Below are 14,282 nucleotides of genomic sequence, written 5' to 3'. Positions count from 1 at the left end.
CCTGCGAGTTGGCCGCCTCCTGGTTCAGGTCGGCGTTCGTCAGGTTGGCCGAGCCCGTCTGCAGCACGTTGATCAGCTGCTTGGAGAAGTCCTGGCGGTTCTGAACCACCGACAGGTTCGAGCCCAGGGAGCTCGCCGCGGAGGTCAGCGAGTTGCCGGCGCTGGTCAGGGTCGCCAGGGTCTTGTTGACGTCCGCGTTCAGCAGGAAGTTGCCGAGGCCGTTCTGGCTCGACGAGTTGTTCGAGCTGGTGATCGACGACAGGCCGAGACCGCTCGCCGTGGCGTCGACCGAGGCGACGTTGAGGGTCGAGCTGCCGGTGTCGTTGAACTTGATGTTCAAGTCATTGCCCTTGCCGGCAATGAGGTTGACGCCGTTGTAGCTGGCGTCGCCGGCGAGCTGCGTGATCTGGTTGAGCAGGTTGTTGTACTGGTTGGCCAGCGAGGCGCGCTGCGTCACGCCCGAGATCGACAGGTCGCTGGACACGACGGTGCTGGCGGCGGTGCCGTAGGTCGAGGCGGTGGTGGCCGAGGCGGTGAAGCCGAGTGCCGTCTGGCTGCCGGAGTTCTGGAATTCCACGTCCGCCTGGGCGTTCAGGACGATCTTGGTGCCGGTGCTGTCGACCGAGAAGATCGCGCCGGCGCCGAACGAGCCGCTCGACGAGGTCGAGGCCGAGCTGACCGCAGAGTTCAGGGCCGCGACGGTGGCGCTGATGCTCGAGGAGGCGGCGACCGTGGCCGAGACCGAGCTGCCGTTGATGGTCAGCAGCACGGTCTGGGAGGCGGTGCTGGCGCTGTAGGCGTTGGCGGCGGTGCCGGTGGTGGAGAGCTGGGTCGAGAGCGCCTGGTTGGCGATCGACTTGGCCTGGTCCACGAGCTTCTGGATCGAGGTGATGCCCTGGTTGGCGGCCTGGATCGACTGGATGCCGTTGGAGACGCCGTCGAGGAGCGAGTTCAGGCTCGAGGAGCGTCCGTCGAGGGCCTGGGAGGTGAAGAAGTTGGTCGGGTTGTCGAGGGCGGAGTTGACGGTCTTGCCGGTCGCGAGCCGGTTCTGGGTGGTCGCCATCAGCTGGGCGGTGTCCTGCAGCGAGAGCAGGTTCTGACGCGTGGCGGCCGACAGGGTGATCGAGGACATGGGTCTTATCTTTCTGATTTGATGCACCCGTTTCTCGGGTACGCCAGTAATCGTCCTCCAAACGTTTCGCGGGGGTTAAATCAATTGCCGACTCCCAGTGTGTCCGAAGTGATCGTTAATGAATCGATCCTTGAGGCGTTCAGTATTTATGGATCGCGGGGTGTGTTCAAGATCCATTAACCATCCGCAGCCATAAGCTGTGCCGCAAACCAAGTCTGTCGCGCCTGGCCGATCAGCAACGATCCGGTTCGGTCGGCGCGGCGGGGACGGGGCGCACTTTGCAGGGAGCTCAGATGTGATCGCTCAAGCGTCCGGTGATGTTGGCGCCGCGACCCCTTCCGCGTCGCCGAGTTTGCCCCATGTGGCGATCGCGATCCCCTGCGGGACCATGGTCCACGCGGACTTCGCCGTGAGCCTCGGATCGATGATGCACTCGCTCGGCGAGATGCCGATGTCGATCGTCGTCGGGAAGTCGTCGATCGTCGCCGATGCCCGCAACCTCGGCCTCGAATACGCGCAGAAGTACGGGGCGGAGTACGTCCTGTTCATCGACAGCGACATGACCTTCCCGAAGGACGCGCTCCTCAAGCTCCTCGTCCGGCAGGTCGACATCATCGGTGCGACCTATTCCCGCCGCACCGCCCCGTTCCACTTCCTGGGCGACATCCTGCCGGAGCAGCCGGCCGACGCGCCGAAGGGTCTGCTGGAGATGTCCCGGATCCCGACCGGCTTCCTGCTGATCAAGTCCACGGTCTTCGAGAAGCTGAAGAAGCCCTACTTCCGCTTCCGCGTCGACGAGGAAGCCGGCGTGAACATCGGCGAGGACTTCGACTTCAGCGATCGGGCACGCGCCGCCGGCTTCCGGATCTGGTGCGATCCGTATCTCAGCAAGGAACTCGGCCATATCGGCGAGCAATCCTTCAAGCTCTGACAGCGTTCCGCGCCGCGGCGCGCGGCGCCCGACACGGTGAGGCGTGGGAATGAGGATCGCGATCATCACGCCGTCGAGGCTCAAACCCTCGACCCTGGCCGGAAAGGCCGGCCAGTACTTCCTGGAACACGCGATCGCGAGCGCCAACGCCCAGGAGCTCGACCGGCCGGCGACGATCCACTTCTTCGTCGGGATCGATCCCGGGATCGAGCTCCCGGCGCGGCTCGCCGCGCACCCGCAGGTCACCTTCGCGCGCGGCGCGCAGAGGGGCCAGATCCCCGCGCTGAACGCCGCCATCGCCGCCGTCGACGACAGCTGGGACCTCGTCGGCTTCCTCGAGGACGACGATCACTGGCTGCCCGCCTATCTGGGCTTCGCGCTGAGGGCCCTCGAGAGCTTCGATTTCGTCTCCTCGACGCAGCTCGAGACCGACGAGGCCGGCGAGGTGGTGCGGATCAACGACTTCGCGACGCCGTCGGGCTGGCTGATGCGGCGGACCACCTTCGCGCAGGTCGGCGCGATCAGCCCGGCCGCGAAGTGGCACTACGACAACGAGTGGCTCGGCCGCCTCGCCGAGACCGGCCTGCGCCGCGCCCACCTCGTCGAGGCGACGGCGCCCGTCACGCTGCAGGACGCGATCCAGGTCCGTCCGTGGCTCGCCAACGTCCTGCGCAACGGCGGTCCCAACGTGAAGCTCGTGCGGCACGGCTTCGTCCTGCCGCTGGTGTGCCGCCTGGTGCATCCGGGTTCCGGGACCTCGGATGTCGGCTCGGGCGGCACCTCCAAGGCCGAGAGCAACGCCGAATACCAGCGGCTGGTCGACCGTTTCGGCCGCATCCCCTGGTGAGGGCGCCGGGTGGAGCACCCGACGCCCGCAGCCCCCGTCCCGAGGCGGGCGACTTAGGCGGCCCGCCCCCGAGCCCGCCCCCGCAGCGCGTCCTGGAACGCGGCGAAGACCCGGCGCATCTGCGGCGCCTTGTAGGGAAACAGCTCCGCCGAATCCATGTCGTGGACGACCATCCCGGTGTCGGCCTCGAAGATCAGCAGCCGGCCGTCCGCGCTCTCGGCGCAGTCGATGATCAGGTAATCGAGGCCGATCCTGCGGTGGATCTCGGCGAACGCGGCGCGGTGGCGCTCGGCGAAGTCGGTGTCGAACGTGGCCATGGCGGCGGCCTCGACCTGCCGCTTCACCGGATCTTCCAGCATGCCGGCGTTGAGGTAGTGGATCATCCAGTGATCGCGGATGGCCATGTGGCAGAGGTAGGGCACACCGTCGATCAGCACGATGCGCAACTTCCGATAGAGGCCATCGGGACCGCGATAATCGCAGAACTGCGTGACGTAGAACGCCTCGGCATCCGTCTGCGCGAGGTAGAGATGCAGATCCTCCGCCCGGTCGATCTTCTGGAGGTCGTTGCCGGCGTGCGTGTCCAGGGGCCGCACGAGGAGCGGGTAGGTCGGGCCCTCGGCTCTGCGGGACGCCGCCACGCTCAGGATGGAGCGGCTCACGCGGACGACCTCCGGCGCCAGGATCCCCTCCGCCCCGCGGAGCGCGTCCGCGATCCCGTGGCGGGACGTTTTGAGGACGTGGCGCGGGTGATTGACGATCGGCCGCGTCCACTGGTCCGCCGCCGCCGCGAGGGCTTCCAGGAGCGGCTCGGCGGTGCGCGCGTAGGCGATGCCCGTGACGATGACGTCGTGCGCCGGCAGGTCGTGCGGCACCGGCTCGCCGGGGCGGAGATAGAGGTAGGTGAGGCCGAAATCGCCGTCGTTCAGCAAGAAGTCTATCGGCGTGTTGGCCATGAGGTCGCCGGCCGTGACGAGGACGAGGACGCGGATCCGAGCCTGATCCGGGTTCGAGCGCAGCGAGAACACCCGCTGTCCGTCCAGAACCTCTCTCTGGAGCGCGAGCCCCTCGGTGAAGCGGTGCTTCAGCAGCAGGATCGTCGCCATGTCCAGCGCCGTCCCGGCGTCGAGGGCGGAGTCGCCGCCCTCGGCGAGGATCTCGGCGGCCAGGGCAGCCATGTCGGCGCCCTCGAAAGCCGCCCGGATCAGGCGGGCCGGGCCGATCATCGGGTTCGGGTTGTCGATCCCCGCAACGTGCGCTTGCATCAGAGCCTCCGAGCCGTGGGGTCGCCGCAGCGATCCCGGAACCGCGATCAGGTGTTTTGAATCGCGCTCCGCGGCACGACGAACGCACTCTGAACGCACGGAGGTTTACGAAGCGCTAACCATGTTCGCGGTTCGCCGGCGGCAGTCCCGGTTGCGACGCGGAGGCCGTGCGCGCGCCTCTCGCGTGCCTCACTCGCGCCGCGGCGCGGCGCCCGCGCGCCGGAGAGCGTCGGCCAGCGCCCCGCCGGGCGCGGGACCCGGGCTCGGTCGGCTCCGCGGGGCGTCCTGCCTCGGCTCGGCCGTCCTCCGGGCCTGCTGGCCCGGCTCGACGGGATCGTCGAGCCGCAGCGACAGCGCGATGCGCTTGCGCGGGACGTCGACGCTGAGGACCAACACCCGGACGACCTCGCCGATCCGGACGACCTCGGTGGGCGACGCGATCCGCCGCCGGGCCATCGCCGAGATGTGGACGAGCCCGTCCTGGTGGACGCCGATATCCACGAAGGCCCCGAAGGCCGCGACGTTGGTGACGACGCCCTCGAGCTGCATCCCGGGCTTCAGGTCCCCGATCGTCTCGACGCCCTCCTGGAAGCGCGCCGTCCGGAATTCCGGCCGCGGGTCCCGCCCCGGCTTCTCGAGCTCGGCGATGATGTCGCGCACGGTCGGCAGGCCGAAGCGCGCGTCGACGAAGGGCTCCGGCGCGAGGCGGCCGAGGAGGGCGGCGTTGCCGAGCAGGACGTGGATGTCGCTCTTCGTCGCCTGGAGGATGCGGCGGACCACCGGATAGGCTTCCGGGTGGACGCCAGACCCGTCGAGCGGGTCGTCACCGCCCTGGATGCGGAGGAAGCCGGCGGCCAGCTCGAAGGTCTTCGGGCCGAGCCCCGGAACCTTCTTGAGCGCCGCCCGCGTGCGGAACGGGCCCTGGGCGTCGCGGTGGGCGACGATCCGCGCCGCCATCGCGCCGCCGAGGCCTGAGACCTGCGCCAGCAGGGCCGGGGAGGCGGTGTTGACGTCCACCCCGACCGCGTTGACCGCGTCCTCCACCACCGCCGAGAGCGACCGCGACAGCTTCGCATCGCTCACGTCGTGCTGGTACTGCCCGACGCCGATCGACTTGGGGTCGATCTTGACCAGTTCCGCCAGGGGATCCTGGAGGCGCCGGGCGATCGACGCGGCGCCGCGATGGGACACGTCGAGGTCGGGCAATTCCTTGGCGGCGATCTCGGAGGCCGAGTAGACCGAGGCGCCGGCTTCGGAGACCACGACCTTCGCCAGCGGCAGGTCCGGGTTCGCCGCGATGATCTCCGCGGCGAGGCGCTCGGTCTCGCGGGACGCGGTGCCGTTGCCGACGGCGAGAAGCTCCACGCCGTGCAGCCGGCACAGCCGGCCGAGCGTCGCGACGGCCTCCCGCCAGCGCCGCTGCGGCTCGTGCGGGTAGGTCGTCTCCACCGCGACGACCCGCCCGGTCCGATCCGCCACCGCGACCTTCACGCCGTTCCGGTAGCCCGGATCGAGCCCCATCGTCGCCCGCCCGCCGGCCGGGGCGGCGAGGAGCAGGTCCTTGAGGTTCCCGGCGAAGACCGACACGGCCTCGTCCTCGGCCCGCTCGAACAGCCGGCCGCGCAGGTCCTGCTTGATCCCGGTTCGGATCTTCGTCCGCCAGGCCGTGCGCACCGCGTCGAGGAGCCAGGCATCGCCGGGACGCCCCCGCGCCGCGATCTCGAAGCGGCGGCAGATCGCCGTCTCGAAGGGTCCGGGCAGGCCCGGCGCCGATTCCTCCCCCTCCGCGGCGAAGCCGACGTCGAGCACCTCTTCCCGCTCACCGCGGAAGATCGCCAGGATCCGGTGCGAGGGCATGCGCTCTAGCCGCTCGCTCCAGTCGAAGTAGTCCAGGAACTTCGCGCCCTCGCTCGCCTTGCCCTTGCGCACCTGCGAGACGAGCTGGCCGGTCCGCCAGTAATCCGCCCGCAGGCGCCCCACGAGGTCGGCATCCTCGCCGAAGCGCTCGATCAGGATGGCGCGGGCGCCCTCCAGCGCGGCTTCGACGTCCGCCACGCCCCGCGCGTCCGACACGTAAGCGGTCGCGACCGACTCGGGCGCGCGGTCGGGACGGCTCAGCAGGTCCTGGGCCAGCGGTTCGAGGCCGGCTTCGCGGGCGGATTGCGCCTTCGAGCGCCGCTTGGGCCGGAAGGGCAGGTACAGGTCCTCCAGCCGCGCCTTCGTGTCGGCGGCTTCGAGGGCCGCCGCCAGGGGCGGGGACATCTTGCCCTGGGCCGTGATGCTCGCGATGATCGCGGCGCGCCGCTCGTTGAGATCGCGCAGGTAGGACAGGCGCTCCTCCAGCCTGCGCAGCTGCGTGTCGTCGAGGCCGCCCGTATTCTCCTTCCGGTAGCGCGCGATGAACGGCACGGTCGCGCCGCCGTCGAGCAGCGCGACGGTGGCCGCGACTTGCGCCTCCCCGACACCGAGTTCTTCGGCGATCAGAGCATTCACGGATTTCATGGATTCTCCGACTGGGGTCGCGGCGACGGACGGGCTGCCTGGGTGGAGCGCCAAGCCGTCGGAAACAAGGCACCGGTCAGGGGCGCGGCTGCGCGTCCGCCCCGGCCTCCGCCTTCACGGCCCGGGCACAATCCAGGATGCGGTGCCGGGCACCCGGATCCTTGATCGAGAACCACAGGGTCAGCAATTCTTCGGTCATCGAACGGTCGTCCTGCGGGTCCGGGTCGAAGAAGACGTCGACCGAACATCCGAGAGTCTCGGCCAGATCGTCGAGAAGGCGGCGCGACCGTTCGTTCGGGACTCTGCTGTGGTCTGCCATCACGTCGATCCGCCTCGCAGCGCCACCGGGTGCTGCCGCCAGAATGCCCTCGACCCCGCCCGCAACGCGCCAGAGCATCGAGATCCAGACAATCCAGTCAAGTCCGCGCGTCGCGGGCCCAACGCGGAGTCGGCCGCGCGGATGCCGAGGCGGCTGTCACGGGGCGAGCGCAGTTCCTGGGGATAGCTGGCCGGCTGCCCGCTCATCCTGGCACGGGTTTCGCACCCGACTGTTCAGGTCAGATCTCGATGGATAGCTGGCACAATGCTGAACCATAGATCTCCCCGCGCTCCGTTCACGAAGACAATGGTCTGCAGCGGAAACTCGCAGCGGCCGGCGCGACTTGACGGTGTCGAAACAACGTCATCCGGGTGTCACCCGCGGATGCAAGTCTTTCGCTTCGCATGTCCCGGACAGGGAGGCGCCCGTGCAATTCGAGATCCGAGAGCGTAGCCGGTCGCTGTGGTCCTGGGTCCTCGTCAACGAGACTGACGAGCCCGTTCTCGAATCGCGATGCAGCTTCCCGTCCCGCGCCCAGGCCACGGCGGCGGCCCTGGCCTTCTCCCAGCTCGTCTCCCGTGCGGGGCGCAGCCTGGGCGGCGGCCCGCGCCAGGTCGGGTTCCTCTGAAGGCGACCCGTTCCGGTGTCAGGTCGTCCGGATCCGGTGGCGGACGAGGCTCACGAGGCTCGAGGCGGCGATGACGCAGCCAACGCCCATCGCGCCGAGGCAGCTGATGGTGCGGATCGGCTCGCCGCGGGCCAGGACGATGGCCACCGCGAGCGGCAGGAGCAGGAACACGAACAGGAGGGTCATGACCGGATCCGAGTGACGATGCGCGAATCTAGGTCCCGAATGGTTAATCACTTCTCACGGCTCGGTCCGGCTCGCGGCCCCGGTGGACCTCACGATCGGGGCACACCGACACGTCTCCGCGAGCGGCGCTGAGCGATCCCTGGCGCGCGCCGCGACCCGTCACTCCGCGGGCGGACGGACCGCGATCACCGTTCGCGTCCGTCGAGGCGGACCAGACGGTCGACCAGGGCCCGGTCGTGCAGGAGCGCCATCCGCTCCTTCGGCGAGAGCCACGCCTGCGCCTCCGCCACGGTCTCGGCCTCGCAGATCTTGGCGGTGGCCAGGGTCTGGTCCGGATCGATCGCGCCCCGGGGCCGCCGCTGTCCGAGGGGCAGCATCCGAGTGTGGTCACGCGCGAGGTCGGGATCGGCGTGGAGGGCCGCGAGGGCATCCGCCTCGTCGAACCCGCGCTCCGCGTTGCGAGCCGCGAGGGACGCGGCGCGGACCGCGATCTCCGGCGGTGCGGCCTCTTCCGGCGTGGCGAGGAGCAGGCGCCGCTTGAGCGCCAGGCCGAGTCCGAGCTGGCCGCTCGCCCACGAGATCGGGATCGCCAGAACGAGACCCAGGATCGTCGGGCTCATCCAGAGGAACAGCGAGGTGGCGATCGCGAAGGCCGCGACGCCCGCCACCAGCCCCAGCAGCGTGTGCCAGCGGTGACGCACGACGATGTCGCGCAGCGGGATCGAGCCGTCGTCCCGCCGCTGCGGGTTCCATCCCGTGTCCCGTCCGAGCAGGATGCCCATCACGGAGCCCGACTGGATCACCATCGCCACCGGGGCCACCAGGGCGGACAGCAGGATCTCGACGAGGCTCGACAGGACGAGCCGTCCGGCGCCCCCGCAGGCGCGCCGCACCGGGCCGTCCAGCAGCGCCAGGATCAGGCCGAGGAACTTGGGCGCCAGCAGCACCGCCATGGTGAGGCCGAATAGCTGGAGCGCGCGGACCGGATCGAAGCGCGGGAAGACCGGCGAGAAGCCGGCACCGCCGAAATAGTCCGGCCGCTCCGTGGCCGTCTGCAGCACCAGCAGGATGCCGACCACCAGCTGCAGCAGCCACAGCGGTGAGGCGAGGTAGCCGGCGATGCCGGTGGCGAAGTGCTGCCGCGTCGCGGGATGCAGGCCGGCGGCTCCGATCACCCGCGCGTGCTGGAGATTGCCCTGGGCCCAGCGCCGGTCGCGCACCGCCACGTCGATCAGCGAGGGCGGGCTCTCCTCGTACGAGCCTGGCAGGCGATGGAGCATGTACACCGCCCAGCCCGCCCGGCGGATCAGGGCCGCCTCGACGAAATCGTGGGACAGGATGTGTCCGCCGAAAGGCGGCTTCCCGGGCAGATCCGGCAGGCCGCAGGAATCCGCGAAGGCGCGGGTCCGGATGATCGCGTTGTGACCCCAGTAGTTGCCGTCCCGGCCCGACCACGCGGCGAGGCCGGCGGCGATCACCGGGCCGTAGATCCGGGCCGCGAATTGCTGGAGCCGGGCGAACAGGGTGTTGCGGTTGATGATCAGCGGCAGCGTCTGGATGATCCCGGCGTCCGGGTCCGCCTCCATGGCGGCCGCGAGCGCCACGACTGCCGATCCGCTCATCAGGCTGTCGGCGTCCAGCACGAGCATGTGGTCGTAGCGCCCGCCCCAGCGGGTGACGAAGTCGCCGATGTTCCCGGCCTTGCGGTGATGGTTCTTCGGCCGGTGCCGGTAGTAGAGCCGGGCCTCGGGGCCGAGCCGGTCGCGCAGGTCGAGATAGGCCCGCTCCTCGGCGATCCAAGCATCGGGCTGGGTGGAGTCCGACAGGACGAACCAGTCGAAATGATCGCCCAGCCCGGTCGCCTCGACCGCCTCGCGCATGGCCTCGATGCCCGCGAAGGTGCGGGCCGTCGCCTCGTTGTAGACGGGCATCAGGACCGCGGTCCGCGTGCGCAGCGCGGCCGGGTTCGGCGCCGGCCGGGGCCGGCGCAGCAGCGTCGCGAAGCCGAGCACCGCGCTGGTGAAGGCCAGGGCGATCCACGAGAAGGTCAGGCAGAACAGGACGACCAACACGAGCTGGAGGGCGGTCGGGCTGCCGGAGACCGACACGGTCTCGACCATCTGCCAGCCGCCGAAGGCCGTGAGCGCCAGGGCGCCGCCGAACACCAGGATCCGCTCAGGCCAGGGCGTCCGGACCCGGCGCTCCGGCCGGTGCCCGAGCCCCGGATCCCAGCGCGCCAGATCCTGGACTGGCATCGACAGGGGGGCCTCGGGCGGCAGATAACGGCCGCCGTCGGTCGCGGTCTCGCGCCCGGCACCGGAATCCGTCGCTGGCGGCAACATCATGGTCTCGTCCGGTCGCACGGGGGAGGCCGTTCCTCAGCAGTCGGGTCGGGGTTCAGGGTGTCCAGCGAAACAGCCAGGTCTCGCTGGCCCGGGCCTGGCCGCGCCGGAGCGCGAGACGCAGCTCGCTCGCCCGCTCGCTCCCCGGATCGAGCTCGAACAGGATCCGCAGCGTCCTACGATCGGGGTACCGAAACCGTTCCTGACGCGTGATCGTCCCGGCCGAGGCGCCGAGGTCGACGTCGATGTCGCCGGGCTGGAACAGCGCGTCGCCCTCGAAATCGACCGCGAAGAGCCGGCGGTTGCCCGTGCTGCCGTGGCCGCAGCGGCTGTCGCGCACCCGGGCGATCTCCGGCGGCAGCGGGTCCGGCCAGCCCTTGGACCAGTGCTGCCGGCACTGGAAGCGCATCTCCGCGCCCTTCGCGAGCTTCGCCTTGGGCCGCCAGTAGGCGAAGACGTTCTCGTTCAGCTCGGAATCGCTCGGGATCTCCAGCAGCGTGACCGCGCCCTCGTTCCAGTCGTCGAGGGGCTCCAGCCAGAGGGACGGTCGCTGCTCCCAGTGTCGCCGGTCGTCCTCGAAATCGTCGTAGGCGCGGGCGCGCTGCATGAGGCCGAAGCCCTTGGGCCCGCGATCCACGAAGGCCGAGACCTGCAGCGCCTCGGGATTGTGAACCGGGCGCCAGATCGGCTCGCCGTAGCCGTTGTGGATCGCCAGGCCCTCCACCGAGAAGGCCGCGGCGCGCAGGTCGTCCACGCGGTTCCGGTCGAGGGGTCCGAACAGGTAGCTGCCCTGCATGCCGCCGAGCCCGATATGGTCGAGCTCGGCGCGGGCGAAGACCGTCCCGTCGATCTGCGCCGTGGAGACGTCGCGGCCCGGCGTCAGCGTGATCGTGAACGCCGCGGTCGCCGATTCCGATTCCGCGAGGGCGTGGACCACCACCGGCTGGCCCGCGCGCGGCGCCTCGACGAACAGGGCCCGGAACAGCGGGAATTCCTCGCCGCGGGAATCCGCCGGCCGCAGGGCGAGCGCCCGGGCGTTGATGCCGAAATCCTGGCCCTCGGCGACGAGTCGGAAGAACGAGGCGCCCTGGAAGAGGGCGAAGTTCGACAATCCGTCGGCGCCGTCGAACCGGGCGCGCAGGCGGAAGCCCGAGAAGGCGGTGTCGGCGGTCAGGTCGGGCAGGTCGAGGCCCGGCGCCGCGATGGCGGACTTGTCGTACCCGACCGGCTGCACGACGCCGTTCTCCACGACGAACAGCGACACCGGCGTCTCGAAGATCGAGCCGCGCAGCAGCGGCTCCAGGACGTAGCCGGCATTCCGGTCGGCCCAGACCGCGCGGCCCTCCGCGGGGCGGATGGCCTCGTAGGCTTCGCGGGAGAGGTTCTTGAGGACCGCCGGCACGTCGCCGGTCTTCGGGGCGACGTAGGGGGCGGCGGCCCGGGCGCGGGCGAGGTCGGTCAGCGTGCCCGCCGCGAACGCCTCGCCGGCGCCCGGCAGGACCGGGGCCTTCTCCGGATCGGCCGCCCGCGCGGCCGCCGGGAGCAGGCCCGCGGCAGCGCCGAGCGCGCCTCCCAGGACGGCGCGGCGTGTCGCGGTGGCGGAGAATCCGGGGTCGATCGTCATGCAGGCGGTCGTCTCACGTCGCAAGGCAAGGTGCCGGAGGCCCCGTGTATACGGACAGGCCGGCTGAACCCAGCGTTAAGCAAGCGCTTGAACCGCAAGGGGCTCCGTTGACTTAACCCGAGCCGGCTCTCTAATTCGGCCGACTGCATCAGAACGGGGGAGGCAGCATGGGATCGTTGCGAGTGACTGGCCACGGCGTGGATCTCGGCGAGAGTCTGCGCGGCCGCGTCGAGGAACGGATGTCGGCGATCCAGGCGAAGTATCTCGACTCGCACATGCACGATTCCTGCAACGGCCACGTCACGCTCCGGCGCGACGGCACAGCCTTCCGAACGGATTGCGTCCTGCACCTCGTCTCCGGCCTGACGATCGAGGCCAACGGCTTCGCGCACGACGCGCGGTCGAGCTTCGAGCAGACCGCCGAGCGCCTGGAGACCCGTCTGCGGCGCTACAAGCACAAGCTGAAGCAGCACGCGACCGGCCCGGGCGACGACGCGGCGGTCGAGGCCGCCTACGCGGTGTTCGCCGCCCCGGAGGTGGAGGAGGACGACGCCGCCGAGGGCGACGCCCACCCGCCGATCGTCGCCGAGAGCACCAAGACCCTCCAGCGCCGCACCATCGGCGAGGCGGTGACGGCCCTCGACATGACGGGATCCCCAGTGGTTGTGTTCGTCCACGCTGGCACCGGCCGCGTCAACGTCGTATATCGGCGGAGCGACGGAGCGATCGGCTGGGTGGACCCGCCGAACGCCACCGAGTGACGCCGCGGGTCGGGAGGAACGGAGCCGGAACCGGCTGGTTTCCCCGCTTATTGAATCTGGTGGGGGCGCGGCCGGAACGGTCGTCGATGCCCCCGCGACGAGGCCCGCTTCCTCGCGAACGGGCGACGGGGCAACGGTCGTTCGATGCCAGTTCTGGAATTCCTCGACCCCGACTCGGTCGTGCCGGCCCTGCGCGCCCGCGCCAAGAAGCAGGTGCTGCAGGACCTCGCCGCGCAGGCGGCGCGGCGCCTGCCCGCCCTCGGTGAGCGCCCCGTCTTCGACACGCTGCTGCAGCGCGAGCGGCTCGGTTCGACCGGCATCGGCGACGGCGTGGCGATCCCGCACGGCAAGCTGCCCGGTCTCGACCGTCTCTTCGGGCTGTTCGCGCGCTTCGACCGGCCGGTGGACTTCGAGGCGCTCGACGGCCAGCCCGTGGACATCGCCTTCCTGCTGCTCGCGCCCGAGGGCGCCGGCGCCGATCACCTGAAGGCCCTGGCGCAGGTTGCCCGCATCCTGCGCGAGCCGGGCATGCTCGCGCATATCCGCGCCGCCCGGGACGCCGGCGCGCTCTACGCGCTCCTGACGCGCTCGACGGCACCGCAGGCCGCGTGATGATCCAGAGCTTCCGAACGGCCGCCGTCCTGACCCTCGCGGCCGGCATCTCCGGCGCCGCCGCCCAGGGCGAGACCACCTGCGCGCGCGACGTCCTGGTGGCGCAGTCGATGCAGCGTCAGGCCCTCGAGCAGCTGGAGCAGGCCGACGGGGACGACGCCAAGAACTGCCGCGTCTGGCGGCGGCACGTGGAGACGATGCGCCGCGTGGCGAGCGTCTACGGCCGCTGCCTGTCCGGCTCGGAGCGCGGCGAGCGCCTCGCCCAAGTCCAGGGGTCGGACCGCGAGTTCTCGGCCGCGATCAAGGCCCGCTGCAAGGGGCTGTAGGGGCGGGGGTGGCGCGCGCGCCGCGCCCTCAATCCACGCCGCGGAGCATGAGCGGCTCGGCCACCATCTTCACCGGCTTGCCGCGCCCGATCAGGATCGCCGCGCGGGATCGTTCGGGATCGGCCTCGAAGCGCGTGCGGACCCAGCTGACCAGGAACTTCATGTATTCGGAGGCCAGGAGGCGCGCGGCTGGCGGGTTCTGCCACCAGCGATCGGCATCGAAGGCTTCGCTCACGACCGGATGCGGCAGGACGCGGTCGCTGTCCTGGAGGGCGTGGTCGAGTTCGACCAGCGTCCGCGGCATGTGGTAATTCGAGGTCACGACCGCGACGGTGCTGAACCGGTGCGCGCGCATCCAGCGGCGCGTCTCGATGGCGTTCCCGATCGTGTTGCGCGCCCGGTAGTCGAGGTCCACGCAGCAGGCGATCAGGGCGCGCTGGGTCGGGTTCAGCCGGGCGATCTCGTCGCGGCTGGTCCGCTCGTTGACCCCGGTGATGAGCAGGCGCCGCCCGTAGCCGCCCGCGAGCAGGTCGATCGCGTCGCCGATCCGCTGGGCGCCGCCGGTCAGCGCGACGATCCCGTCCGCCCGGTCGGTCGGCGTCCGCTCCTGGCGGGCGAGCGCGCCGACGAATACCAGGAAGCCCGCGAACAGGGCCAGCATCCCGAGCCCGGCGCCGAGGCCGCAGGTCCAGAGCGCGATCCGCCGCCGATCGCGCGGGCGCGCGGCGGCGCGGCGCGGGAGATCCCACTCGTGCCAGGCCCAGCCGACGGCGTCGGTCGAGGGCGGATCCGATGCGCGCAGCATAC

At 70.6% G+C, this 14,282-nt stretch carries 14 protein-coding genes; 6 read left to right on the top strand and 8 right to left on the bottom strand.

All coding sequences use genetic code 11. From position 1 onward, the window contains the following. The coding region (locus tag ACLBYE_RS09720; protein ID WP_447693994.1) for a flagellin N-terminal helical domain-containing protein at positions 1–1,132 on the bottom strand (1,132 nt) is incomplete at its 3' end. Positions 1,133–1,493: 361 nt separating this feature from the next. Between ACLBYE_RS09720 and ACLBYE_RS09715 the strand changes: the two genes are divergently transcribed. Further along, positions 1,494–2,063 (top strand): glycosyltransferase family 2 protein, encoded by a 570-nt coding sequence (locus tag ACLBYE_RS09715; RefSeq protein ID WP_020093585.1) that lies wholly within the window; start codon positions 1,494–1,496, stop codon positions 2,061–2,063. 49 nt (positions 2,064–2,112) lie between these two features. Next, the gene (locus ACLBYE_RS09710) at positions 2,113–2,910 is read left to right on the top strand and encodes a glycosyltransferase family 2 protein (RefSeq protein WP_447693993.1); all 798 of its coding nucleotides are present in this window, start codon (positions 2,113–2,115) and stop codon (positions 2,908–2,910) included. Positions 2,911–2,963: 53 nt separating this feature from the next. Here the strand turns inward: ACLBYE_RS09710 and ACLBYE_RS09705 are convergent, their stop codons facing one another. The 3 genes from ACLBYE_RS09705 to ACLBYE_RS09695 all read right to left on the bottom strand — a co-directional run bounded on the left by ACLBYE_RS09705 (position 2,964) and on the right by ACLBYE_RS09695 (position 6,996). Continuing rightward, positions 2,964–4,175 (bottom strand): hypothetical protein, encoded by a 1,212-nt coding sequence (locus ACLBYE_RS09705; RefSeq protein ID WP_447693992.1) that lies wholly within the window; start codon positions 4,173–4,175, stop codon positions 2,964–2,966. Between the two features lie 189 nt (positions 4,176–4,364). After that, positions 4,365–6,677 carry a Tex family protein gene (locus ACLBYE_RS09700; RefSeq protein ID WP_447693991.1) on the bottom strand — a complete coding sequence of 771 codons (2,313 nt, stop codon included), beginning with the start codon at positions 6,675–6,677 and terminating at the stop codon, positions 4,365–4,367. Positions 6,678–6,753: 76 nt separating this feature from the next. Then, positions 6,754–6,996 carry a hypothetical protein gene (locus ACLBYE_RS09695; RefSeq protein WP_447693990.1) on the bottom strand — a complete coding sequence of 81 codons (243 nt, stop codon included), beginning with the start codon at positions 6,994–6,996 and terminating at the stop codon, positions 6,754–6,756. Between the two features lie 427 nt (positions 6,997–7,423). Here ACLBYE_RS09695 and ACLBYE_RS09690 point away from each other — a divergent pair, with 427 nt between their 5' ends. Continuing rightward, positions 7,424–7,624 (top strand): hypothetical protein, encoded by a 201-nt coding sequence (locus tag ACLBYE_RS09690; RefSeq protein ID WP_447693989.1) that lies wholly within the window; start codon positions 7,424–7,426, stop codon positions 7,622–7,624. Positions 7,625–7,642: 18 nt separating this feature from the next. Here ACLBYE_RS09690 and ACLBYE_RS09685 read toward each other — a convergent pair whose 3' ends face one another. The 3 genes from ACLBYE_RS09685 to ACLBYE_RS09675 all read right to left on the bottom strand — a co-directional run bounded on the left by ACLBYE_RS09685 (position 7,643) and on the right by ACLBYE_RS09675 (position 11,776). Then, positions 7,643–7,810, bottom strand: coding sequence for a hypothetical protein (locus tag ACLBYE_RS09685; RefSeq protein WP_447693988.1), 168 nt, complete (start codon positions 7,808–7,810; stop codon positions 7,643–7,645). A gap of 185 nt (positions 7,811–7,995) precedes the next feature. After that, positions 7,996–10,155 (bottom strand): glucans biosynthesis glucosyltransferase MdoH, encoded by a 2,160-nt coding sequence (mdoH, locus tag ACLBYE_RS09680; protein ID WP_447693987.1) that lies wholly within the window; start codon positions 10,153–10,155, stop codon positions 7,996–7,998. A 52-nt stretch (positions 10,156–10,207) separates the two neighbouring features. Then, positions 10,208–11,776 (bottom strand): glucan biosynthesis protein D, encoded by a 1,569-nt coding sequence (locus ACLBYE_RS09675; RefSeq protein WP_447693986.1) that lies wholly within the window; start codon positions 11,774–11,776, stop codon positions 10,208–10,210. Positions 11,777–11,943: 167 nt separating this feature from the next. Between ACLBYE_RS09675 and ACLBYE_RS09670 the strand changes: the two genes are divergently transcribed. The 3 genes from ACLBYE_RS09670 (at position 11,944) to ACLBYE_RS09660 (ending at position 13,475) form a co-directional block, all read left to right on the top strand. Then, a complete protein-coding gene (locus tag ACLBYE_RS09670) occupies positions 11,944–12,537 on the top strand; it encodes a ribosome hibernation promotion factor (RefSeq protein WP_026605000.1) in 594 nt (197 codons plus the stop codon). A gap of 144 nt (positions 12,538–12,681) precedes the next feature. Continuing rightward, a complete protein-coding gene (gene ptsN / locus ACLBYE_RS09665) occupies positions 12,682–13,149 on the top strand; it encodes a PTS IIA-like nitrogen regulatory protein PtsN (protein WP_020093595.1) in 468 nt (155 codons plus the stop codon). After that, positions 13,149–13,475, top strand: a complete 327-nt coding sequence (locus ACLBYE_RS09660) for a hypothetical protein (RefSeq protein WP_447693985.1) — start codon at positions 13,149–13,151, stop codon at positions 13,473–13,475. Before ptsN ends, ACLBYE_RS09660 begins: the two co-directional genes overlap by 1 nt. A gap of 28 nt (positions 13,476–13,503) precedes the next feature. Here the strand turns inward: ACLBYE_RS09660 and ACLBYE_RS09655 are convergent, their stop codons facing one another. Then, positions 13,504–14,280, bottom strand: a complete 777-nt coding sequence (locus ACLBYE_RS09655) for a YdcF family protein (RefSeq protein ID WP_447693984.1) — start codon at positions 14,278–14,280, stop codon at positions 13,504–13,506. Between the last annotated feature and the right edge of the window lie 2 nt (positions 14,281–14,282).

It is taken from the genome of Methylobacterium sp. A52T (genome assembly GCF_053346095.1).
The sequence above is the reverse complement of the archived record's forward strand: the minus strand, read 5'-3'. Positions and strand labels throughout refer to the sequence as shown.

What these genes read in the sequence shown, in the direction of transcription:
- ACLBYE_RS09710 (WP_447693993.1), top strand. Translation starts at nt 2,113, where the DNA reads ATGAGGATCGCGATCATCACGCCGTCGAGGCTCAAACCCTCGACCCTG.
- ACLBYE_RS09705 (WP_447693992.1), bottom strand. Translation starts at nt 4,175, where the DNA reads ATGCAAGCGCACGTTGCGGGGATCGACAACCCGAACCCGATGATCGGC.
- ACLBYE_RS09700 (WP_447693991.1), bottom strand. Translation starts at nt 6,677, where the DNA reads ATGAAATCCGTGAATGCTCTGATCGCCGAAGAACTCGGTGTCGGGGAG.
- ACLBYE_RS09695 (WP_447693990.1), bottom strand. Translation starts at nt 6,996, where the DNA reads ATGGCAGACCACAGCAGAGTCCCGAACGAACGGTCGCGCCGCCTTCTC.
- ACLBYE_RS09685 (WP_447693988.1), bottom strand. Translation starts at nt 7,810, where the DNA reads ATGACCCTCCTGTTCGTGTTCCTGCTCCTGCCGCTCGCGGTGGCCATC.
- mdoH (WP_447693987.1), bottom strand. Translation starts at nt 10,155, where the DNA reads ATGATGTTGCCGCCAGCGACGGATTCCGGTGCCGGGCGCGAGACCGCG.
- ACLBYE_RS09675 (WP_447693986.1), bottom strand. Translation starts at nt 11,776, where the DNA reads ATGACGATCGACCCCGGATTCTCCGCCACCGCGACACGCCGCGCCGTC.
- ACLBYE_RS09670 (WP_026605000.1), top strand. Translation starts at nt 11,944, where the DNA reads ATGGGATCGTTGCGAGTGACTGGCCACGGCGTGGATCTCGGCGAGAGT.
- ptsN (WP_020093595.1), top strand. Translation starts at nt 12,682, where the DNA reads ATGCCAGTTCTGGAATTCCTCGACCCCGACTCGGTCGTGCCGGCCCTG.
- ACLBYE_RS09660 (WP_447693985.1), top strand. Translation starts at nt 13,149, where the DNA reads ATGATCCAGAGCTTCCGAACGGCCGCCGTCCTGACCCTCGCGGCCGGC.
- ACLBYE_RS09655 (WP_447693984.1), bottom strand. Translation starts at nt 14,280, where the DNA reads ATGCTGCGCGCATCGGATCCGCCCTCGACCGACGCCGTCGGCTGGGCC.